This window comes from Brevundimonas sp. 1080 (genome assembly GCF_040545985.1).
Taxonomy (GTDB): domain Bacteria; phylum Pseudomonadota; class Alphaproteobacteria; order Caulobacterales; family Caulobacteraceae; genus Brevundimonas.
Window position 1 is genome coordinate 257,776 of the sequence record NZ_JBEPMW010000003.1, and the last position, 23,563, is coordinate 281,338.

Below are 23,563 nucleotides of genomic sequence, written 5' to 3' on the forward strand. Positions count from 1 at the left end.
TTCCCGGCGAGGAGAACAGGAGTAGAACAAGACCATGATCGCTCTTCTTGCCGCTCTCGTCCTTTCCGCTTCGTCGACGCAGGCTGCGGGCGATCCCGTCGTCGAGGCCGGCGCCGTTTTAGACCGAATGCACGCGGCGGCCTCGCGAGCGGACGGCGAGGCCTATTTCGATCTGTTTACGCCTGATGCCCGGTTCATCGGCACGGATGCGACCGAGCGCTGGTCGCTGGCTGAGTTTCGCGCCTACGCCACGCCCTATTTCTCACAGGGGAAAGGCTGGACCTATCGCCCGCATGACCGGGTAGCGACCCTGGCGCCGGGCGATTGCCGCTGCATCGTCTGGTTCGATGAGTTGCTGGACAACGACGCCTACGGCCTGACGCGAGGCTCAGGCGTGCTGCGCCTGACCCACGACGGCTGGAAGATCGAGCAATATGTGCTCAGTTTCACCGTGCCGAACGACAAGGCCAAGAGCGTGGTCGGGCTGATCGCTCAGGATCCGGCGGACTGATGGACTTCCACGAAGAGGCGTTCGTCCTGTCGGCGCGCAGCCACGGCGATACGGGCGCCGTGGTCGATCTGCTGACCGAGAACCACGGCAGGCGCTCTGCCTATGTGGCGGGCGGAGCGTCACGCAAGATGAAGCCGTTCCTGCAGGCGGGCGCGCGAGTCGTGGCCGATTACCGCGCCCGCACCTCGGATCACCTCGGCGCTGTGCGGCTGGAGCCGGTAGGCGAGGGGCCCAGCGCCCTGTTCGACGACGCCTTGGCGCTCACCGGACTGGCGGCGGCGGCAGGCGTGACCCAAGGAGCGTTGCCGGAGCGTGAGCCGCATCCCGGCGTCTTTCTGGCGTTCGAGGCGCTGATGGCGGCGTTCGAAATGCCTGCGGTCTGGCCTGCGATTTTCGTGCGATTCGAGGCGGGGCTGCTGGAAGATCTGGGCTTTGGCCTGGACCTGTCGAAATGCGCCGCGACCGGCACGGCCGACGACTTGATCTACGTCAGTCCTCGCACCGGCCGGGCGGTCAGTCGCGACGCCGGCGTTCCCTATGCCGACAAGATGCTGACCCTGCCGCCCTTCATGCTGGGGGCGCAATCCGGTCTGATCGAGGGCGACGTCCGGGCCGGGTTCGACCTGACGGGGCATTTCCTGGAGCAGTTCGTCTTCCATCCGCAGAACAAGCCCCTGCCGCCTGCGCGCGTGTGGATGCTGGACAAGCTGGGCGACGCCGGTCGGCTCTAGCCGAAAGTGAAGGCGAAGACCTGAACGCCGGGATCCAGGAGCTCGATCTCGAACGTCCGTTCGCGCACCGCGCCCGTTTGACGGACCAATTGGTACAGCCGCTCGCCATCGACGCGCCCAAGGCCTTGGGCGTCGATATCGCTGCCGGCGTTCGCGCCCGGCGGCGCGCCATCGATCCGGACACGGAAGCGGACGGGTGCCCCCGGCTTGCTGGGGCCCATGACCAGATGGAGATCGCGCGCCTTGAAGCGGAAGGCGATACGGCCGCCGGCCGCCTGCAGGTCGGCATGCTCACGCGTCACGCGCCAGCGGCCCGACAGGCTCCAATCGTTCAGTTTCAGCGGCGCGGCGACATAGTCCTTGATCACGTCGTTGGCCAGGCCGCCGGGAGAGCGGAAGTTCGCCGCGCGGCCATAGCCGACGTACGTCTCTGGCGATTCGACCTGGGCCATGTCGGCGGCGGCCTCCGCGCCCTCAGCCTGGACTGTGACGACATTGCTGGCGACGTTCGCGGCGCCCGCTTCCTTCAGAAGTTGCTGAATCACGCGTTCGGAGCCCGCATAGTCCCCTTCGCCGAAATGGTGGTGACGGATCTGCCCCCTGGCGTCGATGAAGTAGTGGGCGGGCCAGTACTGGTTCTTGAACGCCCGCCAGATGGCGAACTCATTGTCCATGGCGACAGGATAGGTGATTCCAAGGCGCTGGACGTTCTGGCGGACGTTGGCCTCGGACTTCTCAAAGGCGAACTCGGGCGTGTGCACGCCGATCACCACCAGACCCTGGTCCTTGTACTTCTCAGCCCAGGCACGGACGTAGGGGATGGAACGGATGCAGTTGATGCAGGAGTAGGTCCAGAAATCGACCACCACCACCTTGCCCTTCAGCTGCTCGGTCGTGAGCGGCGGGGTGTTGATCCAGGTCGTCGCCCCGGTCAACGGCGGCATCACCCCTTCGACCGGCAGATTGGCCAGATCGGCCGGGGCCTGGTTCGTCGGCATTCCGCGCCCGATCCCGCCCAGCAGCGCCTGTTCGATCCGGCCCGTGCTGGCGGCCGAAATCCGGGTCAACAGTCCCGTGTCCGCACCCAGACCGATGACGACCACGCCGATCAGCACCAGCACGCCCAGGCCGCGCCTTACCCATTCGCCGACGCCCAACGCGCCCTTCATGGCCTTGAACACGCGACCACCGACCAGCAGGGCCAGACCCAGTGATGTCGCCGCGCCTGCTGCATAGGCCAGCAGCAGAACCGTCGTGCCGACGCCGGCGCCCTGAAGCGCTGCGCCTGTCAGGATCACGCCCAGAATGGGTCCGGCGCACGGCGCCCAGAGCAGCCCTGTCGCGACGCCGAGCAGCAGGGACGAGCGCACGTCGCCTTGATCGCCACCCTGGCGCTCGGCGCGATCGGTCAGCCAGGACCCCGCCGCCACGAACGGCCGCATCAGGCGATCGCCCACGGCCGGAAACAGCAGGCTGACGCCCAGCACCGCCATGACGGCCAGGGCGATCCAGCGCCCGACCTCATTGGCCCGAACCGCCCAGCCGCCGCCCAGCGCCGCCAGCGTCGCCACCCCCGCAAAGGTCACGGCCATCCCGACCAACAACGGCAGACCGTTGCGGATGAACGGCCGATCCGCTCGCGCGAAGACGAAGGGCAGAACCGGCAGGATGCAGGGACTGACGATGGTCAGAACGCCGGCGAGATAGGACAGCAGGAATAGGATCATGGCGCGGCCTGACGAGGGTGGGTCACTCACATACGCACGGCGGAGCAGTTTGGTGACTCCCCAGCGCGCTTATCCCCCAATCTGGCGTCTTACGGGCTAGACTTCCTGCCTCCGATCCCCGATTCGCAGAGCCATGACGATCCACGCCCCGCCGCCGGAAGGCGGCCGCATCATCGACGAGCCGATGGAGACGGCGCTCAGCCGTCGCTATCTAGCCTACGCCCTGTCGACCATCACCAATCGCGCGCTGCCGGACGTGCGTGACGGGTTCAAACCCGTGCACCGACGCATCCTCTACGCCATGCATCAGATGCGGCTGAACCCGCAGGCGGCGGCGCGCAAATGCGCCAAGGTCGTCGGCGAGGTGATGGGCGGATACCACCCCCACGGCGACGCCTCGATCTATGAGGCCCTGGTGCGCCTGGCCCAGGATTTCGCCCAGCGTTATCCGTTGGTCGACGGTCAGGGGAACTTCGGCAATATCGACGGCGATAGCGCCGCGGCCATGCGCTACACAGAGTGCAAGCTGACGCCCGCCGCCGTCCTGCTGTTGGATGGCATTGATCAGGACGCCGTCGACTTCCGACCTACATACGACGATCAGGACGAGGAGCCGATCGTTCTGCCGGCCGGCTTCCCGAATCTGCTGGCCAATGGTTCGTCCGGCATCGCGGTCGGCATGGCCACCTCGATCCCGCCGCACAATGTCGGCGAACTGATCGACGCCTGCCAGCTGCTGCTGGAGCGGCCGGACGTGACGACCGCAGACTTGGTTCAGCATGTGCCAGGCCCCGACTTCCCGACCGGGGGCGTTGCGGTTGAAGGTCATGCCTCCATCCTGGACGCCTATGAGACGGGCAGAGGCGGGGTGCGCCTGCGCGCGCGATGGGAGACCGAGGATCTGGGGCGCGGCGTGTGGCGTATCATTGTCACCGAAATGCCCTATCAGGTGCAGAAGTCGCGATTGATCGAGGCGCTGGCGGACCTGATCGAGCACAAGAAGGCGCCTCTGCTGGGCGATGTGCGTGACGAATCGGCCGAGGACATCCGCCTGATTCTGGAGCCCAAGAACCGCACCATCGAGCCTGAAATGCTTATGGAAAGCCTGTTCAAGCTGTCCGATCTGGAGGTCCGCTTCCCGATCAACATGAACGTGCTGGACGCCAGCGGCACGCCGCGCGTCATGGGGCTGAAAGACTGCCTGCGCGCCTTCCTGGATCACCGGCGCGAGGTGCTGAACCGTCGTTCGCAATGGCGGATCGAGCGGGTCGAAAAGCGCCTGCACCTGCTGGAAGGTCTGCGCATCGTCTTCCTCAACCTGGACGAGGTAATCCGTATCGTCCGTGAGGAGGAGCAGCCCAAGGCCATCCTGATCGCGCGCTTCGGCCTGACGGAGGTTCAGGCCGACTTCATTCTCGACACCCGGCTGCGTCAGTTGGCGCGTCTGGAAGAGATGACGATTGAGAAGGAATTCAATGCGCTGTCGGAAGAACTTGCCAACCTGAAGGCGCTGACGTCGTCGGAAGGCAAGCAGTGGAAGGCGATCTCCAAGGAGCTGGAGGCCGTGCGCAAGGCGCTGATCTCTCCGCGCCGGACCACGATCGCCGAGGCGGTGGATACGTCCGCCTTTGTCACGCCTGAGGCCTTCATTCCGCGCGAGGCGATCACCGTCATCCTGTCGGAACGCGGTTGGATCCGCGCCGCCAAGGGCAAGGTCGAGGATCCGTCGGAGCTGAAGTTCAAGGAAGGCGACCAGCTAGCCTACCTCGTGCCCGCCTATACGACCGACAAGCTGCTGGTGGCGGCGTCGGACGGGCGCATCTTCACCATCGGCGCGGACAAACTGGCCTCCGGACGCGGCCATGGCGAGCCGCTGCGCCTGATGATCGATCTGGACGAGAAGGCCGAGATCATCAACGTCCTGGCCCACCAACCGGGGGGCAAGCTGCTGATCGCATCAAAGGCCGGATACGGCTTCATTGCGCCTGAAGACGACACCCTGGCGCAGAAGCGCGGCGGCAAACAGGTGCTGAACGGCGAAATGCTGGCGGTGCTGCGGGTGACCGGCGATCATGTCGCGACCATCGGCGAGAACATCAAGACGCTGATCTTCCCTCTCGCCGAACTGCCCGAGATGGTGCGCGGCAAGGGCGTAAAGCTGCAAAGCTTCAAACAGGGCGGCCTCGCCGATATCACCGTCTTCAACGCCGAAAACGGGCCGGAATGGGCCGACGGCGGCGGACGTCGTCGCAACTGGCCCGACTGGAAAGACTGGCTGGGCAAACGCGCCGGCGCCGGTCGCCAGGGACCAAGAGGCCTGCGGAAGTTCAGGTGAGTGACGGCGAGCTCGCTAGCCCGCCGTCGGTAATCTTCAGCAGTCGAAGTAGGTATATTCGATATACTGCCCGAGTTGCAGCGGCTCATGATAGCTGGTGCCGTCGCAGTTCAATCCAGAGACCGCCACAAGGTAGCGTGGTTCAAATTCTTGATTGTAATGATAGGCCACGTAGCCCTGCTCGATAGGGCCGGGCCAGGTCTGCGATGACGCCACGCTGCTGCCAGCGGCGAAAATCAATGCGGTGAGGGTCGCCAATCTTGAGATCTTCATAGCCGTCTCCACGTCGAGCGCGTGATTGCGCACGATAAGTGAGGACCAATCATTAATCGGAGTCAACTCCAGGGAGTAGAGTTATCCCGTCTGAGTGGTGCGGCTAAGCGTCTAGCCGCGACCAGCCCAGCTTGCCAAGGGTTTCCATAGGTCGGAAGTCGGCCTTGTAATCCATCTTGGCGGAGCCCTGGACCCAATAGCCGAGATAGACGAACGGCAGACCGACGATGGCGGCCTGGCGCACATGATCCAGGATGGCGAACCGGCCCAGGCTGCGCCGCTCCATCGTCGGGTCATAGAAGCTGTAGACCATCGACAGACCGTCTTTCAGCAGGTCCGTCAGGGTCACGGCGACCAGATCGCCCGGCCCGCCGTCCGTGGAGGGCATGCGGTATTCGATCAGATGGGTGCGCACGGCCGTATCCTCGACCATGGCGACGTAATCCAGCCAGCCCATGTCGCTCATGCCGCCGGTCGGATGGCGCGTGGTCAGGTAGCGGCGCAGAAGCTGGAACTGTTCGGTCGTCGCCTCCGCTTCGACCAGGTCGCGCGACAGGTCGGCGTTGCGGGCCAAAACCTTGCGTTGCGAACGGGTGAAGGCGAACTCCGGCACTGGCAGCCGGACGGAGACACAGGCGTCGCACGCCTCGCAGGCCGGGCGATAGGCGATGTTCTGGCTGCGACGGAAACCCGCCAGCGTCAGCTCGTCATTGACGTGGGCGCCATCGGAAAAGGGCAGGTTGGCGAAGACTTTCCGCTCCGTCTTGCCCGGCAGATAGGGGCAAGGCGCCACCGAGGTCATGAAGAAGCGAAGTTGTCGGGTCGGTACGTGCTGGGTCACGGCCTCAGGTCCACATCCGATCTTGCCAATATTGCGACGACGCAACGCTCATCGCGCGATTTGGCGTCATCCGCGTTCCGGCTGCAAGCCTGTTCGCGTTGCAGCCGAGCGGAGTCACAGCGAGGTGTCCGACGGCAGGACCGGCGCCTCGCGCAACAGCACGATGGCGATGCGGCGGTTCCCTGCCAGGGTCGGATCGTCCGGATAGAGCGGGTCGGACCCCGCCTTGCCCGCCACAGAATAGACCCGGTCGGGATCGACGCCCGAACCTTGCAGCACCAGACGCGAGCCATTGGCGCGCGCGGACGACAGGCTCCAGTCGGCAGGGGCGCTGGCGCGGCTGAAGCCGGGCGCGGCGCTGGTGTGTCCGGTGATGGAGATTCGGTTCGGCAACTGGTTGATCACCTTGGCCACGGCGCGCAGCAGCACCTGGGCGCGGGCATTGGGTCGGGCCGAGTTGTTGTCGAACATCGACCGGCCTTCCTGATCGACCAGCTGGATGCGCAGCCCCTCGGGCGTCTGGTCCACGATCAGCTGTTTCGACAGTTCGGCCAACTCCGGCATCGACTGCATGGCCTGACGCAGCGATTCGGCGGCGCTGGCGAACTCGGCGGCCTCACGCTTCTGAATCTCGGCCTGCAGGGCAGCGTCGCTGGCGGACGACAGGCTCGAGCCCGTCTGATCGGTTGCAGGCGCCTCGGGCGCCAGTTCTTCCAGCACGGACTGCGAGCCGGCGCTCTTGACGCCATCGTCGCCCAGCGATGTGCCGCCCAGGATGCCGCCTGAACCCGACGTCGTCTCAGACACGCTGGCGGGCGCGAAATATTCGGCGATGCCGCGCTTCTGCTCCGGGTCGGTCGTGTTGATCAGCCACATCAGCAGGAAGAAGGCCATCATGGCGGTCACGAAGTCCGCATAGGCCACCTTCCACGCACCGCCGTGGTGGCCTCCGCCGGAGACCTTCTTGACCTTCTTGATGAGGATCGGACGATCGCTCACGGACATGGACGCGCACCCCGACGAATAGTGACCCATTGTGGGCTGGCCAAGGTTAACCGGGCGTTGACCTTGAACCCCGGCGCGGCGCGGCCTAGTCCGACGGCAGGATCAAGGAGCCTGTCATGAAGATCGCATTCGCCGGCCTGGGCGTCATGGGCGCGCCGATGGCCCGTCATCTGGTCGAGGCGGGCCATGACGTGACCGGCTTCAATCGGACTGCGTCAAAGGCCGAGGCCTGGGCGGCGGCGACGGGCGGCAAGGCGGCGGCGACGGTGACTGAGGCGGCGCAGGGCGTCGATCTGTTCATCCTTTGCGTCGGCAATGACGACGACGTGCGCGCCGTCGTGACCGAGGTCATGCCGCATCTGTCGGAGGCCGCCGTGATCGTCGATCACACCACGACCTCGGCCAAGGTGGCGCGCGAAATGGCCGAACTGGCGAACGGGCAGGGCAAGTCGTTCATCGACGCGCCGGTGTCGGGCGGCCAGGCGGGCGCCGAGAACGGACAACTCAGCGTCATGGCCGGCGGGGATGCCGCCGCCCTGGCGAAGGTCGAGCCCGTGTTGAAGGCCTATTCCAAGGCCATCAAATATATGGGACCGGCCGGCTCGGGCCAGCTGACCAAGATGGTCAACCAGATCGCCATCGCCGGCGTCGTCCAGGGCTTGGCCGAGGCCGTCCACTTCGCGCAGGTGGCGGGACTGAACACCGACGCCGCCTATGAGGCCGTGTCCAAGGGCGCCGCGCAAAGTTGGCAGATGGACAATCGCTGGAAGACGGCGGCCAAGGGCGAGTTCGACTTCGGCTTCGCCGTGGACTGGATGCGCAAGGACCTGGGTCTGGTGCTGGACGAGGCGCGCACGAACGGCGCGCGCCTGTCTCTGACGGCCCTGGTCGATCAGTTCTATGCCGAGGTTCAGGCCATGGGCGGAAACCGCTGGGACACGTCCAGCCTCGCGGCGCGACTCCAACCCCGCGACTGAGGCCTAAAGCCGGCGGTGCATGATGTGCAGGCCGACTAGGCCGTGCGTCGGGTGATCGAACGCTTCGGGAACCGTGCCCACGATCTCGAAGCCCAGCTTCTTCCAAAGGCCGACGGCCACGGTATTGGTCTCGACCACGGCGTTGAACTGCATGGATCTGAAGCCGGCGTCCCGCGCGAAAGCCAGAGCGGCTTCGCCCAAACTGCGGGCCACACCGCGCCCGCGCGCCTCGGGCGCGACCATGAAGCTGCCGTTGGCGACGTGGGCGCCGTTGCCCTGCTGGTTCGCAATGATCTTGGCGGCGCCCAGCACCTGACCGTCCTCGACCGCGACTAGGGTTCCGCCCGGCGCGGGCGGCGTCCACAGGAGGCGCGCCTGCGCCTCGTCCATGTCCAACGGATAGGTATAGGTCTCGCCCGCGCGAGTGACGGTCTCGATGATCGGCCACAGGCCCGGCCAGTCGGCCTCCGTGAGCGGGCGGATGTCCACGCCCATCAGCCCAGCAGCCGTGCGGCCTGCGGTGCGAAATAGGTCAGCACGCCCGCGCACCCCGCGCGCTTGAACCCGTGCAGGGTCTCAAGGATCGCTCGGTCCTGATCCAGCCAGCCATTGGCGATGGAGGCCTGCATCATCGAATACTCGCCCGACACCTGATAGGCGAAGGTCGGCACGCGGAAGGTCTCGGACACCCGTCGCACGATATCCAGATACGGCATGCCCGGCTTAACCATCACCGCATCTGCGCCTTCCGACAGGTCCATCGCCACCTCCTTCAGCGCCTCGTCGGAGTTGGCGTAATCCATCTGATAGGTCTTCTTGTCGCCCTTCAGCATCGCCGAAGAGCCCACGGCGTCGCGATAGGGACCATAGAAGGCCGAGGCGAACTTGGCGGCGTAGGACAGGATCAGCGTGTCTTGAAACCCGTTGGCCTCCAGCGCCTCACGAACCGCCTGGATGCGGCCATCCATCATGTCAGAGGGCGCCACGACATCGGCGCCGGCGTGGGCGTGGATGAAGGCCTGTTCGGCCAGACGGTCCAGCGAGGCGTCGTTGGCGATCCGGTCGCCCTCCATCACCCCGTCGTGGCCATGGTCGGTGTAGCAGTCCAGGGCGACGTCGGTCATGACGCCGATCTCGGGCGCGGCGTCCTTGATCGCCTTGATGCAGTCGGGGATCAGGCCGTCGGGGTCGGTCGCGCCCGTGCCGACCGCATCCTTGATCGCGCCATCCACATTGGGGAACAATGCCACCATCGGAATGCCGAGGTCGCGCGCCTCGACCGCGGCCGCCGCTGCAGCCTTGGGTGAAAGCCGAAACACGCCGGGCATGGAGGCGACCGGGACGCGATCCTCGGCGCCGTCATGGACGATCAACGGCCAGATCAGATCGGCCGGCGTCAGGGTCGTTTCCGCCACCAGCCGCCGCACCCACGGGCTGGACCGCAGGCGGCGCGGACGGGCGAGCGGGAAGGGGGCGGGCTGATAGGGAAGCATGGCGAGACCTTGGAAAATCCAGCGTCGGACTAGCGCCGCAACGACCGGTGCGCAAATCGCGTGATGCGTCGGATCGTTTCGTGCGTGATGACGGCTTGCGCGGATCGGCGAAATGCGAGCCTATCGCGACAAATCGATGGAGACGATGATGATCGGGAAATTGGCGGCGGGTGCAACGGCCCTGGTTCTGGCGGCAGGTCTGTCCGGCTGCATCATCATCGACTCGGACGGCGGAGAGCGGACCGTCGTCGCCCCGGCGGCCGACGCGCAGCCGGCGGGCTATTCCAGTCTCTATGCCGATGCGGTCGCCGATCCCAAGCGTCCGGCCGAAGAGGTCGCGCGTGATCCGCTGCGCCATCCGGCCGAGATTCTCGCCTTCGCCCAACTCGAGCCGGGCGACAAGGTCGCCGACATTCGCCCCGGCGCCGGCTATTTCACGCGTCTGTTCTCCGACGTGGTCGGCCCGACCGGCCGGGTCTACGCCTTCGTGCCCGAGCGGACGATGGCGCGCGAGAACGCCGGGGCCGATGCACTTGTCGCCGCCTATTCGAACGTGACGCGGGTCAACGGCCTGCTGGACTCGATGACCTACGCCGAGCCGCTGGACATGATCTTCATGAGCCAGGAATACCACGACTTCCACATCCCCGGTTTCAACACCGACGTAGCCAAGATGAACGCGGCGGTGTTCGCTGCGCTGAAGCCCGGCGGCCGCTACATCCTGATCGACCATGAAGCCGCGCCCGGCACGGGCATCTCGGCGGTTCAGACCCTGCACCGCATCGAAGGAGACTATCTGAAGCGCGAGGTCGAGGCGGCGGGCTTCGTCTTCGAGGGCGAGAGCCAGGCCGTCGCCAATCCCGCAGACGACCACAGCCTGAACGTCTTTGACGAGAAGATCCGCGGCAAGACGGACCAGTTTGTCTATCGCTTCCGCAAGCCGGGCTGATCGATCTCGATACTGAGAACCGTTATCAATTAAGGGTTTGGGGCGTTTTGTCCATGCGGCGGACATGGACAAGCCCGCTTCGGGAGAGCAAACAACGCAAAGACATCGCCATAAGCGAAAGAACGCGTAGTTTGTTCGACTATAAGGCCGCCTTTAATAGCTCCGTGGAGCAGGTTCGCAGCGAAGGACGCTATCGCGTCTTCGCCGATCTGAAGCGCGTGCGCGGTCAGTTTCCGCAGGCTGTGCGTCGCCGCGAGGATGGCTCCGAGCAGGACGTCGTCATCTGGTGCTCCAACGACTATCTCGGCATGGGCCAGCACCCCGTCGTGCTGGACGCCATGCATAGTGAGATCGATGCGGTGGGCGCCGGCGCCGGCGGCACGCGCAACATCTCGGGCACCACGCGTTCGGCCGTCGATCTGGAAGCCGAGCTGGCCCACTGGCACCAGAAGGAAGCAGCCCTGCTGTTCACCTCGGGCTACGTCGGCAACGAGGCGACGCTGTCGACCCTGCAGAAGATCCTTCCGGGCCTGATCACCTTCTCCGATTCGCTGAACCATGCCTCGATGATCGCCGGCATCCGCCACGGCGGCGGCGAGCGTCACGTCTTCATGCACAACGATCTGGCGCATCTGGAGGCCCTGCTGGCGGCGGCGCCGGCCGATGCGCCCAAGCTGATCGCGTTCGAGAGCGTCTATTCGATGGACGGCGACATCGCCGATCTGGCCGGCACCATTGCGCTCGCCAAGAAATACGGCGCCCTGACCTATCTGGACGAGGTCCATGCGGTTGGCCTGTATGGCGAAACGGGCGCAGGCGTCGCCGAGCGCGACGGCGTGCTGGACCAGATCGACATCATCGAATGCACCCTGGGCAAGGCGATCGGCGTGATGGGCGGCTATATCGCCGCCGACGCCATGATCATCGATGCGGTGCGCAGCTGGGCCTCGGGCTTCATCTTCACGACGTCGCTGCCGCCGGCCCTGACCGCCGGCGCCCTGGCCTCGGTGCGTCATCTGAAAACGCACCCCGAACTGCGCGTCCAGCATCAGGAACGCGCCGCGACGCTTAAGGCCCGCTTCGCCGCCGCCGGCATCCCGGTAATGGAAAGCGAGAGCCATATCGTGCCGGTGCACGTCGGTGATCCGGTCCACTGCAAGATGATCTCGGACATGCTGTTGGACGAGTACGGCGTCTATGTTCAGCCGATCAACTATCCGACCGTGCCCAAGGGGACCGAGCGCCTGCGCTTCACGCCGTCGCCGAACCACACCGACGCCATGATGGATCATCTGGTCCAGGCGATGGACAAGCTGTTCGCCCACTGCAACGTGGCGCGCCGACCCGTCGCCGCATGACGACGGGCGACGACCTCGGAGAGGTCATCGTCGAATTCACCCGAAACGGCCCCTACCTCAAATGCTCGGCCATCCATGTCGCGACAGGCCGGGAGGTCAGCGCCATGGGTCCAGTCAACGAACCCAAGTCCGTCGAACGGGTCGCGATCGCCAAGCTAAGGCGGGCACTATCCCGCGAGCTTTGACACGGCGTGATTGAATCGACTCTGACGCTGGACGATGGTTCTCTCCGCGCGGGGAGGACGCCATGCTGTTACCGGATAGCCCGGCAATTCTTGGGTGGGGCGCGTTTTCGATCTTCGCTGTGCTGGCCGGTCTGGTTCTGTTGACCTGGGCTGACCATGCGGCGCCAGGTTGTACCGGGCCCGAAGTACAGCGATGTGACTACATCGAAACAGCGAAGGCGGCGCTGGGTGACCGCAGCCACTTCCAGCCCGATCTAGGGTTTGAGATTGTTGACGCAGGCTCGTCAGTTCGCGTGCAGCAAGTTCTGCCTCGAGGCTCTTCTGCACTGTTCGAAGGGCCTGCCGTTCTGATTGATAAGAAAAGTTGCCGCGCTTGCAGCGTCTCGGTGCGCGTCTCGACCGGAGGCGTGACGGACGTGCGTGCTCGCCGTATTCCCGCCAGTGGAGTTTAACGGTCGCCGCCACAATATGTTGTGGTCGCGCGCGGCTGGGGATAGATAGGCCAGCTTCTGATTTCCGGGGATTCCAGCGTGACGGCCTTCACCCACGACGCCTATTTCACCAAGACGCTCGCTGACGCCGACCCGGATGTCTTCAAGGGCATTCAGGGCGAACTGGGCCGTCAGCGCGAACAGATCGAGCTGATCGCTTCCGAAAATATCGTCTCCCAGGCGGTGCTGGACGCGCAAGGGTCCGTCCTGACCAACAAATACGCCGAAGGCTATCCCGGTCGTCGCTATTACGGCGGCTGCGAGTTCGTCGACGTGACCGAGGATCTGGCGCGCGAGCGGGCCAAGCAACTCTTCGGCGCGGCCTTCGCCAACGTCCAGCCGCACTCGGGCGCCCAGGCGAACCAGGCGGTCTTCTTCACCCTGCTGCAACCCGGCGACACGTTCCTGGGCATGGATCTCGCCTGCGGCGGACACCTGACGCACGGTTCGCCGGCGAACCAGTCGGGCAAGTGGTTCCGCCCCGTGACCTACAAGGTTCGCGAAGACACCCATCTGATCGATTACGACCACGTCGCCGAAATGGCTGAGCGTGAGAAGCCCAAGCTGATCCTGGCCGGCGCCTCGGCCTACAGCCGCCACATCGACTTCAAGCGCTTCCGCGAGATCGCCGACAGCGTCGGCGCCTATCTGATGGTGGATATGGCCCACTACGCCGGCCTGATCGCCGGTGGCGCCTATCCGGACCCGATCCCGCACGCCCACGTCGTCACCACGACCACGCACAAGACCCTGCGCGGTCCGCGCGGCGGCATGATCCTCTCCAATGACGTCGATCTGGGCAAGAAGATCAACTCCGCCGTCTTCCCCGGCCTGCAAGGCGGCCCGCTGGAACACGTCATCGCCGCCAAGGCCGTGGCCTTCGGCGAGGCGCTGAAGCCTGAGTTCAAAGGCTATGCCCAGCAGGTGGTCAAGAACGCCCAGGCCCTGTCCGGCGTCCTGATCGAGCGCGGCCTGGCCATCGTCTCAGGCGGCACCGACAGCCACCTGGCGCTGGTCGACCTGCGGCCCAAGGGCGTGACCGGCAAGGCGACCGAGCATGAGCTCGAAAAGGCGCTGATGACCTGCAACAAGAACGGCGTGCCGTTCGACACCGCTCCGTTCACCGTCACCTCGGGCGTCCGCCTGGGCACGCCGGCCGGCACCACGCGCGGCTTCGGCGAGGAAGAGTTCAAGCAGATCGGTCACTGGATCGCCGACGTCGTCTCGTCGATGAACGGCGGCGACGAAGCCGATCCGGCCGTGGTCGCGGGCGTCGCGGCCCAGGTGCGAGAGTTGACGCACCGCTTCCCCATCTACGGATAACCGTCTGATGAAGTGCCCCTTTTGCGGTCATCAGGACACTCAGGTAAAAGACAGCCGGCCGTCGGACGACGGCTCGGCCATCCGACGCCGCCGGTCCTGCCCGAACTGCAACGGGCGCTTCACGACGTTCGAGCGCGTGCAACTGCGTGAACTGGTCATCCTGAAGCGCAACGGGCGGCGCACGCCCTTCGACCGTGACAAGCTGGAACGCTCGCTGGGCGTGGCCCTGCGCAAACGCCCGGTCCAGGCCGATCAGGTCGAGCAGATGGTCAACCGGATCGTCCGCCAGCTGGAAAGCCTGGGGGAGACCGAAATCCCGTCCAGCACGGTTGGCGACTTCATCATGAAGGCGCTGAAGGGCGTGGATGAGGTCGCCTATGTCCGCTACGCCTCGGTCTACAAGGATTTCCGCCACACCGGCGACTTCGCCAAATTCTTGGGCGACGAAGGGTTCGACGAACCGTCCGGCAAGGCCTGATGCGGGTCACGCTGAAACTGGCGACCTCCCTGGACGGGCGGATCGCCACGGCCTCGGGCGAAAGCCAGTGGATCACCGGCGAAGCGGCGCGGCTGGAGGGTCACCGCCTGCGCGCGGGGCATGACGCCATCCTGGTCGGTGTCGAGACGGTTCTGCACGACGATCCCGAACTGACTGCTCGTCTGCCGGGCCGCAGCGTGGATCAGCCCTTGCGTGTCGTGCTGGACAGCCGGCTGCGCACGCCGCAGGCGGCGAAGGTCGCAGGCGAAAACACCCTGATCCTGACCGCCGCGGAACCGCTCGCGATCGGCGCCGCCAAGGTGGTGCAGGTCGCCGCCGAGCAGGGCCGTCCGTCCATCCCGGCCGTGCTGAAAGCCTTGGAAGCCGCCGGCGCGACCTCGCTTCTGATCGAAGGCGGCGGTCAGGTCGCGGCGTCTTTCCTGCGCGCCGACGCCGTCGATGCGCTGGAGTGGTTTCGCGCGCCGATCCTGCTGGGCGGGGAGGGGCGGCCCTGCGTCGCGGCCCTGGCTCTTGCAAAGCTGGCCGACGCCCCCAAGTTCCGTCGCCTGGGCGTCGAGCCCGTCGGGGACGATCTGTGGGAACGCTACGCCCGTCTCTGACGCCGTCCAATTAGACGATTAGACGAATTAGACGGTATTTTTATCCCAAGGGGTCCAAAGTCCAAATGTTCACCGGCATCGTCACCGACATCGGCCGCGTCCGCGAGGTCCGCGAGACCGATCGCGACCGCCGTTACGAGATCGAGACCGCGTGGAACACCGACGGCATCGACCTGGGCGCCTCCATCAGCCACGCGGGCTGTTGCCTGACGGTGACCGATAAAGGCCCCGGTTGGTTCGCCGTCGAGGTGTCGAACGAGAGTCTGTCCAAAACCACCCTGGGCGCCTGGAAGACCGGCGACGGCGTCAATCTGGAGCGGGCCGCCAAGCTGGGCGACGAAATGGGCGGCCATGTCGTGTCCGGCCACGTCGACGGTCTTGGGCGGGTGGTTTCGATCACGCCCGAAGGCGGATCGCACCGGATCGAGGTCGAGGCCCCCGCACCTCTGCATCGCTATATCGCCGCCAAGGGGTCGATCACGGTGGACGGCGTGTCTCTGACCGTCAACGCCGTCGAGGGTCAGGTCTTCTCACTGAACATCATCCCGCACACCTGGGACGTGACGACCCTGGGCCGCTTGAAAGTGGGCGATCGGGTCAATCTGGAGATCGACATGCTGGCGCGATACCTTGCGCGGTGGCAGGAGACCGCGTGATGCAAGCCCAGGCCGCGAACATGAACGACAGCCCGATCAGTCCCATCGAGGACATTCTGGAGGACGCCCGCAACGGCCGTCCCTACATCCTGGTGGACGCCGAGGATCGCGAGAACGAGGGGGACATCATCATCCCCGCTCAATTCGCAACGCCGGACCAGATTAATTTTATGATCCGCCAGGCGCGCGGGCTGGTGTGCCTGGCCCTGACCGCCGAGCGCGCCCAGCAACTGCGTTTGCCGCCGATGGCCGCCGACAACCGCGAGAGCATGAAGACCGCCTTCACCGTCTCGATCGAGGCCAAGGACGGCGTGACGACCGGCATTTCCGCCGCCGACCGCTCGCGCACCATTCATGTAGCGACCGACGCGTCAAAGGGCATGGACGACATTGTCTCGCCGGGACACATCTTCCCGCTGGTCGCGCGCGACGGCGGCGTTCTGGTCCGCGCCGGCCACACCGAGGCGGCCGTGGACATCAGCCGCATGGCCGGCCTGACGCCCGCCGGGGTGATTTGCGAGATCATCAAGGACGACGGCGAGATGGCGCGGATGCCTGATCTGGTCGCCTTCGCCCAGCTGCATGGGCTGAAGATCGGCACCATCGCCGACCTGATCGCCTATCGTCGCCGCACCGAACGCTTCGTCGAGCGGATCATGGATACGCCGTTCGAAAGCGTCCACGGCGGACCGTTCCGCCTGATGCTGTACAAGAACACCATCGAGGGCGCCGAGCATGTGGCCCTGGTCAAGGGGCGCATCGATCCGGCCAAACCGACCTTGGTGCGGATGCACCAGGTGGACTTCGCCTGCGACCTGCTGGGCCACGTCGAGGCGCGCCAGGACTATGTGCCCAGCGCCCTGAAACAGATTACGGAGCATGACGGCCCCGGCGTGGTCGTCTTCCTGCGCGATCCGTCGCTGAACTCGCTGGCCGAACGGCTGGCGGGCGCGGACAAGCCGGCGGCGATGGATCGATCGCTGCGCGCCTATGGCGTGGGAGCCCAGATCCTGCTGGACCTGGGCGTCAGAGACATGATCGTGATGAGTTCGACGCGACCCGAGCCGACGGCGCTGGAAGGCTACGGCCTGCGGATCGTCGGCTGGCGCGACATGGATGGAGAAACCAAGGCGTGACCGAAGCCCCCCGTATTCTGATCGTTGAGGCGCGCTTCTACGACGACCTGGCCGACTCCCTGCTGGAAGGGGCCAAGGAGACGCTGAAGGCGCGCGGCGCCGACTTCGACGTCATCACCGTGCCCGGCGCGCTGGAGGTGCCGCCGGCCATCGCCCTGGCCGAGGAGGCCGGCCGCTTCCCGACCGCGCCCCGCTATGACGGCTATGTGGCGCTGGGGACGGTCATCCGTGGTGAGACCTACCATTTCGAGATCGTCTCCGATCAGTCGGCGGCCGGCATCATGGCGCTGGGCGTCAAGGGCGTCATCATCGGCAACGGCATCCTGACGACCGAGGACGAAGATCAGGCTTGGTATCGGGCCCGTCTTTCGGAAGGGGATAAGGGCGGCGGCGCGGCCAAGGCGTGCCTGGACCTCATTGCATTGAAGAAGCGGTTGCGTCATGGCGTCGGCGCATGACTGAACCGAACAGCGTCAAAGCCGTCCTCGAACAACTCGCCGAAGCGGAAAAGCAGCGCGCCGAGCCCAATCTGAGCTCCAAACAGCGTCGCGCCCGCACCGTGTCGCGTCTCGCCGCCGTCCAGGCCCTGTATCAGATGGAACTGGCGGGCGAGGGCGTGGAGACGGTGATCACCGAATTCTCCAACTTCCGCTTCGACGCCGACATTGAGGGCGAGGCCCTGGCCGAGGCCGACGAGGCCTATTTCGCCGACATCGTGCGCGGCGTGATCGAAAGCCAGCGCGACATCGACACGGCCATCAAGGCCCGCCTGGCCTCCAACTGGAAGCTGGAGCGGATCGACGCCACCCTGCGCGCCCTGCTGCGGTCTGGCGCCTGGGAGCTGATCAAGCACCCCGAGACCCCGCGCGAGGTCGTGATCGACGAATATGTCGAACTGGCCAAGGCCTTCTTCGACGACGCCGAGGCGCGCTTCGTCAACGCGGCGCTGGACGGCGTATCCAGAGACACGCGCAAATAATGCCGGCGCTCGACGTCGCGGGCGAGTTCGAGACGATCGAGAGGCTGTTCAAGCCCCTGGCCCATCCCGAATGGGGCAGGGGGCTGGCCGACGATGTGGCGGTGCTGCCGTCACGCCCCGGCTGTGACCTCGTCTTGACCAAGGACGCCATCGTCGAGGGCGTGCATTTTCTGCCCGACGATCCGCTGGACACGGTCGCCAGGAAGCTGCTGCGAGTGAACTTGTCGGACCTTGCCGCCAAGGGCGCTGAGCCGTTCGGCTATCTGCTGGCCTGCTTCTGGTCGGAACGCTGCGGCTGGCCCGAGCGCGAGGCCTTTGCTTCCGGGCTGGCCGAGGATCAGGCGCGGTTCGGCGTTCATCTGCTCGGCGGGGACACGGTCAAGACTCCTGGCCCGCTGTCCTTCTCTCTGACGGCCCTGGGTTGGGCGCCGACGGGCAAAGTCGTTTCTCGCGCAGGCGCGCAGGTCGGCGACCTCGTCTTCGTCACCGGCGTGATCGGGGACGGCCTTCTGGGCCTGAAGGCGGCGCAAGGACAGCTGGCTTTGGCGCCCGAGCGGATGCAAGCCTTGATCAGCCACTACCGGATGCCCACGCCCCGGACCGACTTCGCCGACATCGTGCGCGAGTTCGCCACCGCATCCGTCGATGTGTCGGACGGCCTGGCCGCCGATCTGGCCCACATCGCGCAGGCCAGCAGGGTCGGCGTGTCGCTCAATCTGAACGTCCTGCCGCTGTCTGCGGCGGCCCAAGCCTGGTTCGACGACCGGGTCGATCCGCAGCTGTCGCTGGAAGACCTGGCCAGCGGCGGTGACGACTATGAGATCGCCTTCACCGCCCATCCTCGCCACGAAGACGCCCTGCGTCGCGAGGCCGAGCGCCGGCTGATTCGTCTGACCCGCGTCGGCGAGGTCACCGCAGGTCAGGGCCTGACGGTCCTTTACGACGGCCAGCCCGTGCCGATGGCCACAAACGGCTGGACCCATGGCTGAGGCGGCAAGGGAATCCTAACGCCCGTCCGGCAGGATGTCGTCATGGACCGTAGAACCCTGATCGCCGCCGGAACCGCCGCCCTGACTGGCGCCGCCGCCAGTCGCGCCGCCGCCTCCGGCAGCGAAACGGAATCCGCTCCTGCGGCCCTAAGCATCGCGGGCCTCGGCCTGCCCGTCATCGAGGGCGGGCGTTTGCGGAACTATGTGTTCGTCGCCCTCAGGCTCGAACTGGGCGCCGGCAAGACCGTCGAGCAGATGAAGCCCAAGGAGGCCTTCTTCCGCGACGCCGTCGTCCGCGCGGCGCACAAGACGCCCTTTACCGTGCCCGGCGACTGGACACGGCTGGACGAGCGGGCTCTGTCCGCCTCGCTGGTGGCGGCGTCTGCGGCGATCTCGGGTCGCGGTTCCGTCCGACGCGTCGAGGTCGTCAGCCAGTCGCCGCGTCGCCGCACGGGCATGCAGACCGCTCGCTAAACGGGCTGACCGACCGCTGTTGCGTCACTCCGCCTGCCATGACAGGCTCCCTTGGCAAATCCCAAAGAACGCACTGACGCGTTCGCCGCGTGCGGGGGGACCGGAAGGCGGACAGAGGCGATAACGCCCGACCGCGCCAAGGCCTGCGCGCCTGTTTGCAAGGGCATGGAAACGCCAATGACGAACTCACTTACGCTGGTCTTCGCGGCCGGTGTGCTGGCGGTGCTGTATGGCGCTGCTCAGACCGCCGTGCTGATGAAGGCGAGCACCGGCAACGACAAGATGCGAGAGATCGCCGCCGCGATCCAGGAAGGCGCCTCGGCCTATCTGAAGCGGCAATATCTGACCATCGGCATCGTCGGGATCGTGATCCTGATCGCCGCCTACTTCTTGATCGGCTCTTACGCCGCCATCGGCTTCCTGATCGGCGCCGTCCTGTCCGGTGCGGCCGGTTACGCCGGGATGCTGATATCGGTGCGGGCCAATGTGCGCACGGCTCAGGCGGCGTCCGAAAGCCTGTCCAAGGGATTGAACCTGGCGTTCCGCTCAGGCGCCATCACCGGCATGTTCGTGGCGGGCGGCGCCCTGATCGGGGTGTCAGGCTACTACATCGTGCTGACGCAGCATCTCGGCTTGGCTTCGACGGGCCGCGAAGTGATCGACGGGCTGGTGGCGCTGGGATTCGGCGCCTCGCTGATCTCGATCTTCGCGCGCCTGGGCGGTGGCATCTTCACCAAGGGCGCCGACGTCGGCGGCGACATGGTGGGCAAGGTCGAGGCGGGGATTCCCGAGGACGATCCTCGTAACGCCGCCACCATCGCCGACAATGTGGGCGATAACGTCGGCGACTGCGCCGGCATGGCGGCCGACCTATTCGAGACCTATGCCGTGACGACTGTCGCGACCATGGTGCTGGCCGCGATCTTCTTCAGGGGGCAGCCCTATGTGGATCTGATGATGGTGCTGCCGCTGGCGATCTGCGCGGTGTGCATCGTGACCTCCATCATCGGCAGCTTCTTCGTGCGGCTGGGCAAGTCGAACAACATCATGGGCGCCCTCTATCAGGGGCTGATCGTCACCGGCGTCCTGTCGATCGGCGCGGTCTGGTGGGTGATCGACCAGATGGTGACTGGGCCGATCGTGACGGCCAGCGGTCTGGAAATTCAGCCGATGGCGCTGTTCTGGTCCGGCATGGTCGGCTTGGCCGTGACGGCGGCGATCGTGGTCGTGACCGAATACTATACCGGATCGGGCTTCCGTCCGGTGCGATCGGTCGCCAACGCTTCGGTGTCGGGGCACGGCACCAACGTCATTCAGGGCTTGGCCGTCTCGCTTGAGGCGACGGCGCTGCCGGCGCTGACGATCATCGTCGGCATCGTGGCCAGCTTCCAACTGGCCGGCCTGTTCGGCATCGCCATCGCCACCACCACCATGCTGGGCGTGGCGGGAATGATCGTGGCGCTGGACGCCTTTGGACCCGTGACCGACAACGCCGGCGGCATCGCCGAGATGGCGGGTCTGCCCAGCGATGTGCGGCATTCGACGGATGCGCTGGACGCCGTGGGCAACACGACCAAGGCCGTGACCAAGGGCTACGCCATCGGTTCGGCGGGCCTCGGCGCGCTTGTGCTGTTCGCCGCCTATACGTCGGACCTGCAGTATTTCTCGGCCAACCCGGCGGACTACCCCTTCTTCGCGGGCATGGGCGAGATCGCCTTTGATCTGACCAATCCCTACGTCGTAGTCGGGCTGCTGTTCGGGGGACTGCTGCCGTTCCTGTTCGGCGGCATGTCGATGATGGCGGTGGGACGCGCCGCCGAATCGGTCGTTGCGGAAGTGCGGCGCCAGTTCCGGGAGAACCCTGGCATCATGACCTATGAGGTGAAGCCGGAATACGGCCGGGCGGTCGACATCCTGACCAAGGCGGCGATCCGCGAGATGATCGTGCCGTCCCTGTTGCCGGTGCTGTCGCCCATCGTCCTATTCGTCGCGGTGCTGGGCATTTCGGACAAGGCGAACGCCTTCGCCGCTCTCGGCGCCATGCTGATGGGGGTGATCGTCACTGGACTGTTCGTCGCCATCTCCATGACGTCAGGCGGCGGCGCCTGGGACAATGCCAAGAAGGTGATCGAGGAAGGCTTCACCGACAAGAACGGCGTCGTCCACGGCAAGGGCTCGGAAGCCCACAAGGCGGCAGTGACCGGCGATACGGTCGGCGATCCCTACAAGGACACGTCCGGTCCGGCGGTGAACCCGATGATTAAGATCACCAACATCGTCGCCCTGCTGCTGCTGGCGGTGCTGGCGAGCGGGACCATCGGCTAGGCTAAACCACAGCCATTACGAAAACGCCCCGGAGAGCGATCTCCGGGGCGCCTGTCTTTTGGGGAAAGAGCCGCCTTAGTCGGGGCGGCGCTGGCCGGGGGTATCGTCTTCGGTGCGGGGAAGTTGACCACGACCGACGTTGCCCAGCAGTTGTTCCAGAACCGTCAGCTCACGACCGCGCGTCGGCGTCTCGTTGCGGTTCATGGCGATCTGCTCGCCGTCCGTGAGGCCAAGAGTCCGCACCGACGCCACTTGATCGCTTTGCGGAACGAAGGTGATTTCGGTCACGGTGCGCGTCGAAACCTTGGGCAGGTTGTAGGTGTATTTCTCGGTCGTCTGGCTGATGTAGTACCAGACCTGATCCGGCTCGAACGTCGAGGTGGTCGAAGGCGAACCCAGCTTCGCGAGGACGGTTTCCTTGGTGTCCGTGCCGGCGACCACGTCTTGCGGCTTGGCGTCGACGGCCTGGAAGCCGTTGGAGCCGATGGTCGGGGCGCAGGCGGCGGACAGGCCGGCCAGCGAAACAGCGACAAAAAGCGGGACGAAACGGGACATGGTCGGGCGCCTGCGAGAGAACAAGGTCTTTGACCTAGACGGACCTGCGTCCTAGTTCAACGGCGCGGCGGAAAAGGGGCCGTTGGAACCCATGCTGAAAAACCTGTTCAAACCCCGGTCCGGCGTCCGTCTCGGCGACGATCTCTACGCGAAGGCCGTCAGCCAGGCCCGCAATCCGGCCTTCTACACGCACCTGGCGGTCGACGACCGCATCGACGCGCGATTCGAGCTCTACACGCTGCATGTGCTGTTGCTGGTGCTGCGGCTGCGCGATGAGAACACGGCTCAGGGCCAGGATGCGGCGCAGGCGGTGTTCGACGTCTATGTCTCGGCGCTGGATCACGTCCTGCGCGAAGAAGGCGTGGGCGACGTCGCCGTCGGCAAGAAGATGCGCAAGCTGGGCGAAGCCCTCTACGGCCGGATGAATGCCTATGAGCAGCCGTTGCGCGCCGGCGATGCGGCGGCTTTGGCGGAGGCGATGGCGAAGAATGTCTATGCGGATCCGCAAGCGCCCCATGCGGACACATTGGCGCGCTATGCGCTGACGACACGCGCGGCCTTGGCGGCGCAGGATTTCAACAAGGTGCTGGCGACGCCGGCCTGGGCGGAAGTTTGAACGAGATGAGCGCGACGCTCCCCTACAGCGAAACGGTGCGGGTCAATCAGATCGGCGCGGGCCTGAGCCGCCGGCTGGAACCGGATGCAGACACTCGCAAGCGAATCGCCCGCAGCCTCGATCTTCAGGGGCTGGACGACTTCGCCGTCGATCTGGAAATCAAACCGACGCCGTCAACCAGCGAATGGACGATGAAGGGCAGGCTGACCGCACATGCGGTGCAGACCTGCGGCCTGACGCTGGAGCCCCTGCCGGTCGATGTGGATCGCCGGTTTTCCATTCAGCTTGTCGAGGCCAAGCCCGAGGAAACCGACGAGATCGAGGTCACGCTGGATGAAGACGACGCCGACGTGATCGAGGACGGCAAGATCGACCTGGGCCAGTATGCGGTCGAGCAGTTGGTGCTCTCGCTTGATCCGTTCCCGCGCAAGCCGGGCGCGGAGTTCGTGCAACCTGAGGAGCCGACGGAGATTTCGCCGTTCGCGGCCCTGAAGGCGCTCAAGCCCAAAGACGACCAAGGCTGAGGTTGACGTAGG

At 65.7% G+C, this 23,563-nt stretch carries 27 protein-coding genes; 20 read left to right on the forward strand and 7 right to left on the reverse strand.

The window, feature by feature from the left end:
• Positions 1-34 precede the first annotated feature (34 nt).
• Positions 35-511, forward strand: a complete 477-nt coding sequence (locus tag ABIC32_RS11775; protein ID WP_153921839.1) for a nuclear transport factor 2 family protein — start codon at positions 35-37, stop codon at positions 509-511.
• A complete protein-coding gene (gene recO / locus ABIC32_RS11780; protein WP_153921836.1) occupies positions 511-1,242 on the forward strand; it encodes a DNA repair protein RecO in 732 nt (243 codons plus the stop codon). The genes ABIC32_RS11775 and recO overlap by 1 nt, the downstream gene beginning before the upstream one ends.
• On the opposite strand, the gene ABIC32_RS11785 is transcribed toward recO, so the two are convergent.
• Positions 1,239-2,969, reverse strand: a complete 1,731-nt coding sequence (locus tag ABIC32_RS11785) for a cytochrome c biogenesis protein DipZ (RefSeq protein ID WP_307511347.1) — start codon at positions 2,967-2,969, stop codon at positions 1,239-1,241. The two genes, recO and ABIC32_RS11785, sit on opposite strands and share 4 nt — an antisense overlap.
• Positions 2,970-3,102: 133 nt before the next feature.
• Between ABIC32_RS11785 and parC the strand changes: the two genes are divergently transcribed.
• Positions 3,103-5,304, forward strand: a complete 2,202-nt coding sequence (gene parC, locus ABIC32_RS11790; RefSeq protein ID WP_354074292.1) for a DNA topoisomerase IV subunit A — start codon at positions 3,103-3,105, stop codon at positions 5,302-5,304.
• Positions 5,305-5,340: 36 nt separating this feature from the next.
• Here parC and ABIC32_RS11795 read toward each other — a convergent pair whose 3' ends face one another.
• The 3 genes from ABIC32_RS11795 to ABIC32_RS11805 all read right to left on the reverse strand — a co-directional run bounded on the left by ABIC32_RS11795 (position 5,341) and on the right by ABIC32_RS11805 (position 7,423).
• Positions 5,341-5,562 (reverse strand): hypothetical protein, encoded by a 222-nt coding sequence (locus tag ABIC32_RS11795; RefSeq protein ID WP_199061491.1) that lies wholly within the window; start codon positions 5,560-5,562, stop codon positions 5,341-5,343.
• A 118-nt stretch (positions 5,563-5,680) separates the two neighbouring features.
• The gene (locus tag ABIC32_RS11800; protein WP_354074293.1) at positions 5,681-6,418 is read right to left on the reverse strand and encodes an arginyltransferase; all 738 of its coding nucleotides are present in this window, start codon (positions 6,416-6,418) and stop codon (positions 5,681-5,683) included.
• A 114-nt stretch (positions 6,419-6,532) separates the two neighbouring features.
• A complete protein-coding gene (locus ABIC32_RS11805) occupies positions 6,533-7,423 on the reverse strand; it encodes a flagellar motor protein MotB (RefSeq protein ID WP_354074294.1) in 891 nt (296 codons plus the stop codon).
• 116 nt (positions 7,424-7,539) lie between these two features.
• Here ABIC32_RS11805 and ABIC32_RS11810 point away from each other — a divergent pair, with 116 nt between their 5' ends.
• Positions 7,540-8,400, forward strand: a complete 861-nt coding sequence (locus ABIC32_RS11810) for an NAD(P)-dependent oxidoreductase (protein WP_354074295.1) — start codon at positions 7,540-7,542, stop codon at positions 8,398-8,400.
• Positions 8,401-8,403: 3 nt separating this feature from the next.
• Here the strand turns inward: ABIC32_RS11810 and ABIC32_RS11815 are convergent, their stop codons facing one another.
• Positions 8,404-8,895, reverse strand: coding sequence for a GNAT family N-acetyltransferase (locus ABIC32_RS11815; RefSeq protein WP_354074296.1), 492 nt, complete (start codon positions 8,893-8,895; stop codon positions 8,404-8,406).
• Positions 8,895-9,893, reverse strand: coding sequence for a porphobilinogen synthase (hemB, locus tag ABIC32_RS11820; protein WP_017503923.1), 999 nt, complete (start codon positions 9,891-9,893; stop codon positions 8,895-8,897). The genes ABIC32_RS11815 and hemB overlap by 1 nt, the downstream gene beginning before the upstream one ends.
• Positions 9,894-10,041: 148 nt before the next feature.
• On the opposite strand from hemB, the gene ABIC32_RS11825 reads away from it, so the two are divergent.
• The 14 genes from ABIC32_RS11825 (at position 10,042) to ABIC32_RS11885 (ending at position 21,856) form a co-directional block, all read left to right on the forward strand.
• The gene (locus ABIC32_RS11825; protein ID WP_354074297.1) at positions 10,042-10,842 is read left to right on the forward strand and encodes a class I SAM-dependent methyltransferase; all 801 of its coding nucleotides are present in this window, start codon (positions 10,042-10,044) and stop codon (positions 10,840-10,842) included.
• Between the two features lie 131 nt (positions 10,843-10,973).
• The gene (gene hemA, locus ABIC32_RS11830; RefSeq protein ID WP_354074298.1) at positions 10,974-12,200 is read left to right on the forward strand and encodes a 5-aminolevulinate synthase; all 1,227 of its coding nucleotides are present in this window, start codon (positions 10,974-10,976) and stop codon (positions 12,198-12,200) included.
• Positions 12,197-12,385, forward strand: a complete 189-nt coding sequence (locus ABIC32_RS15260) for a DUF6898 family protein (RefSeq protein ID WP_292079323.1) — start codon at positions 12,197-12,199, stop codon at positions 12,383-12,385. The genes hemA and ABIC32_RS15260 overlap by 4 nt, the downstream gene beginning before the upstream one ends.
• 62 nt (positions 12,386-12,447) lie before the next feature.
• Positions 12,448-12,837, forward strand: a complete 390-nt coding sequence (locus ABIC32_RS11835) for a hypothetical protein (protein WP_354074299.1) — start codon at positions 12,448-12,450, stop codon at positions 12,835-12,837.
• Between the two features lie 78 nt (positions 12,838-12,915).
• Entirely contained in the window at positions 12,916-14,199 is a 1,284-nt protein-coding gene (gene glyA / locus ABIC32_RS11840) for a serine hydroxymethyltransferase (protein WP_174085132.1), read from the forward strand.
• 7 nt (positions 14,200-14,206) lie between these two features.
• The gene (gene nrdR, locus ABIC32_RS11845) at positions 14,207-14,677 is read left to right on the forward strand and encodes a transcriptional regulator NrdR (protein ID WP_039245113.1); all 471 of its coding nucleotides are present in this window, start codon (positions 14,207-14,209) and stop codon (positions 14,675-14,677) included.
• A complete protein-coding gene (locus ABIC32_RS11850) occupies positions 14,677-15,297 on the forward strand; it encodes a RibD family protein (RefSeq protein ID WP_354074300.1) in 621 nt (206 codons plus the stop codon). Before nrdR ends, ABIC32_RS11850 begins: the two co-directional genes overlap by 1 nt.
• Before the next feature lie 65 nt (positions 15,298-15,362).
• Positions 15,363-15,953 (forward strand): riboflavin synthase, encoded by a 591-nt coding sequence (locus ABIC32_RS11855; RefSeq protein ID WP_354074301.1) that lies wholly within the window; start codon positions 15,363-15,365, stop codon positions 15,951-15,953.
• The gene (ribB, locus tag ABIC32_RS11860) at positions 15,953-17,089 is read left to right on the forward strand and encodes a 3,4-dihydroxy-2-butanone-4-phosphate synthase (protein WP_055753613.1); all 1,137 of its coding nucleotides are present in this window, start codon (positions 15,953-15,955) and stop codon (positions 17,087-17,089) included. Before ABIC32_RS11855 ends, ribB begins: the two co-directional genes overlap by 1 nt.
• Positions 17,086-17,547: a 6,7-dimethyl-8-ribityllumazine synthase gene (gene ribH / locus ABIC32_RS11865; RefSeq protein WP_055753612.1), complete on the forward strand. Its 462-nt coding sequence runs from the start codon at positions 17,086-17,088 to the stop codon at positions 17,545-17,547. The genes ribB and ribH overlap by 4 nt, the downstream gene beginning before the upstream one ends.
• Complete coding sequence (gene nusB, locus ABIC32_RS11870; protein ID WP_354074302.1) at positions 17,544-18,068, forward strand: transcription antitermination factor NusB; 525 nt, start codon at positions 17,544-17,546, stop codon at positions 18,066-18,068. Before ribH ends, nusB begins: the two co-directional genes overlap by 4 nt.
• A complete protein-coding gene (gene thiL, locus ABIC32_RS11875; protein WP_354074303.1) occupies positions 18,068-19,057 on the forward strand; it encodes a thiamine-phosphate kinase in 990 nt (329 codons plus the stop codon). The genes nusB and thiL overlap by 1 nt, the downstream gene beginning before the upstream one ends.
• A gap of 42 nt (positions 19,058-19,099) precedes the next feature.
• Positions 19,100-19,531 carry a hypothetical protein gene (locus ABIC32_RS11880; RefSeq protein WP_045811165.1) on the forward strand — a complete coding sequence of 144 codons (432 nt, stop codon included), beginning with the start codon at positions 19,100-19,102 and terminating at the stop codon, positions 19,529-19,531.
• A gap of 177 nt (positions 19,532-19,708) precedes the next feature.
• A complete protein-coding gene (locus tag ABIC32_RS11885; protein WP_354074304.1) occupies positions 19,709-21,856 on the forward strand; it encodes a sodium-translocating pyrophosphatase in 2,148 nt (715 codons plus the stop codon).
• A gap of 75 nt (positions 21,857-21,931) precedes the next feature.
• Here ABIC32_RS11885 and ABIC32_RS11890 read toward each other — a convergent pair whose 3' ends face one another.
• On the reverse strand, positions 21,932-22,411 hold the full coding sequence (locus tag ABIC32_RS11890) for an outer membrane protein assembly factor BamE (RefSeq protein ID WP_354074305.1): 480 nt from the start codon (positions 22,409-22,411) through the stop codon (positions 21,932-21,934).
• A 91-nt stretch (positions 22,412-22,502) separates the two neighbouring features.
• On the opposite strand from ABIC32_RS11890, the gene ABIC32_RS11895 reads away from it, so the two are divergent.
• A complete protein-coding gene (locus tag ABIC32_RS11895) occupies positions 22,503-23,027 on the forward strand; it encodes a ubiquinol-cytochrome C chaperone family protein (protein WP_055753607.1) in 525 nt (174 codons plus the stop codon).
• Between the two features lie 5 nt (positions 23,028-23,032).
• Positions 23,033-23,551, forward strand: coding sequence for a YceD family protein (locus tag ABIC32_RS11900; RefSeq protein WP_354074306.1), 519 nt, complete (start codon positions 23,033-23,035; stop codon positions 23,549-23,551).
• Positions 23,552-23,563 lie beyond the last annotated feature (12 nt).

Bases quoted from the DNA above. Each gene is read 5' to 3' on its own strand.
- ABIC32_RS11785 (WP_307511347.1), bottom strand. From the start codon at position 2,969: ATGATCCTATTCCTGCTGTCCTATCTCGCCGGCGTTCTGACCATCGTC.
- ABIC32_RS11850 (WP_354074300.1), top strand. From the start codon at position 14,677: ATGCGGGTCACGCTGAAACTGGCGACCTCCCTGGACGGGCGGATCGCC.
- ABIC32_RS11815 (WP_354074296.1), bottom strand. From the start codon at position 8,895: ATGGGCGTGGACATCCGCCCGCTCACGGAGGCCGACTGGCCGGGCCTG.
- ABIC32_RS11805 (WP_354074294.1), bottom strand. From the start codon at position 7,423: ATGTCCGTGAGCGATCGTCCGATCCTCATCAAGAAGGTCAAGAAGGTC.
- ABIC32_RS11775 (WP_153921839.1), top strand. From the start codon at position 35: ATGATCGCTCTTCTTGCCGCTCTCGTCCTTTCCGCTTCGTCGACGCAG.
- ABIC32_RS11835 (WP_354074299.1), top strand. From the start codon at position 12,448: ATGCTGTTACCGGATAGCCCGGCAATTCTTGGGTGGGGCGCGTTTTCG.
- recO (WP_153921836.1), top strand. From the start codon at position 511: ATGGACTTCCACGAAGAGGCGTTCGTCCTGTCGGCGCGCAGCCACGGC.
- ABIC32_RS11810 (WP_354074295.1), top strand. From the start codon at position 7,540: ATGAAGATCGCATTCGCCGGCCTGGGCGTCATGGGCGCGCCGATGGCC.
- ABIC32_RS11825 (WP_354074297.1), top strand. From the start codon at position 10,042: ATGATCGGGAAATTGGCGGCGGGTGCAACGGCCCTGGTTCTGGCGGCA.
- ABIC32_RS11890 (WP_354074305.1), bottom strand. From the start codon at position 22,411: ATGTCCCGTTTCGTCCCGCTTTTTGTCGCTGTTTCGCTGGCCGGCCTG.
- nusB (WP_354074302.1), top strand. From the start codon at position 17,544: ATGACTGAACCGAACAGCGTCAAAGCCGTCCTCGAACAACTCGCCGAA.
- ABIC32_RS11855 (WP_354074301.1), top strand. From the start codon at position 15,363: ATGTTCACCGGCATCGTCACCGACATCGGCCGCGTCCGCGAGGTCCGC.
- thiL (WP_354074303.1), top strand. From the start codon at position 18,068: ATGCCGGCGCTCGACGTCGCGGGCGAGTTCGAGACGATCGAGAGGCTG.
- ribB (WP_055753613.1), top strand. From the start codon at position 15,953: ATGCAAGCCCAGGCCGCGAACATGAACGACAGCCCGATCAGTCCCATC.
- ABIC32_RS11900 (WP_354074306.1), top strand. From the start codon at position 23,033: ATGAGCGCGACGCTCCCCTACAGCGAAACGGTGCGGGTCAATCAGATC.
- ABIC32_RS11895 (WP_055753607.1), top strand. From the start codon at position 22,503: ATGCTGAAAAACCTGTTCAAACCCCGGTCCGGCGTCCGTCTCGGCGAC.
- nrdR (WP_039245113.1), top strand. From the start codon at position 14,207: ATGAAGTGCCCCTTTTGCGGTCATCAGGACACTCAGGTAAAAGACAGC.
- ABIC32_RS11885 (WP_354074304.1), top strand. From the start codon at position 19,709: ATGACGAACTCACTTACGCTGGTCTTCGCGGCCGGTGTGCTGGCGGTG.
- ABIC32_RS11880 (WP_045811165.1), top strand. From the start codon at position 19,100: ATGGACCGTAGAACCCTGATCGCCGCCGGAACCGCCGCCCTGACTGGC.
- ABIC32_RS15260 (WP_292079323.1), top strand. From the start codon at position 12,197: ATGACGACGGGCGACGACCTCGGAGAGGTCATCGTCGAATTCACCCGA.
- hemB (WP_017503923.1), bottom strand. From the start codon at position 9,893: ATGCTTCCCTATCAGCCCGCCCCCTTCCCGCTCGCCCGTCCGCGCCGC.
- parC (WP_354074292.1), top strand. From the start codon at position 3,103: ATGACGATCCACGCCCCGCCGCCGGAAGGCGGCCGCATCATCGACGAG.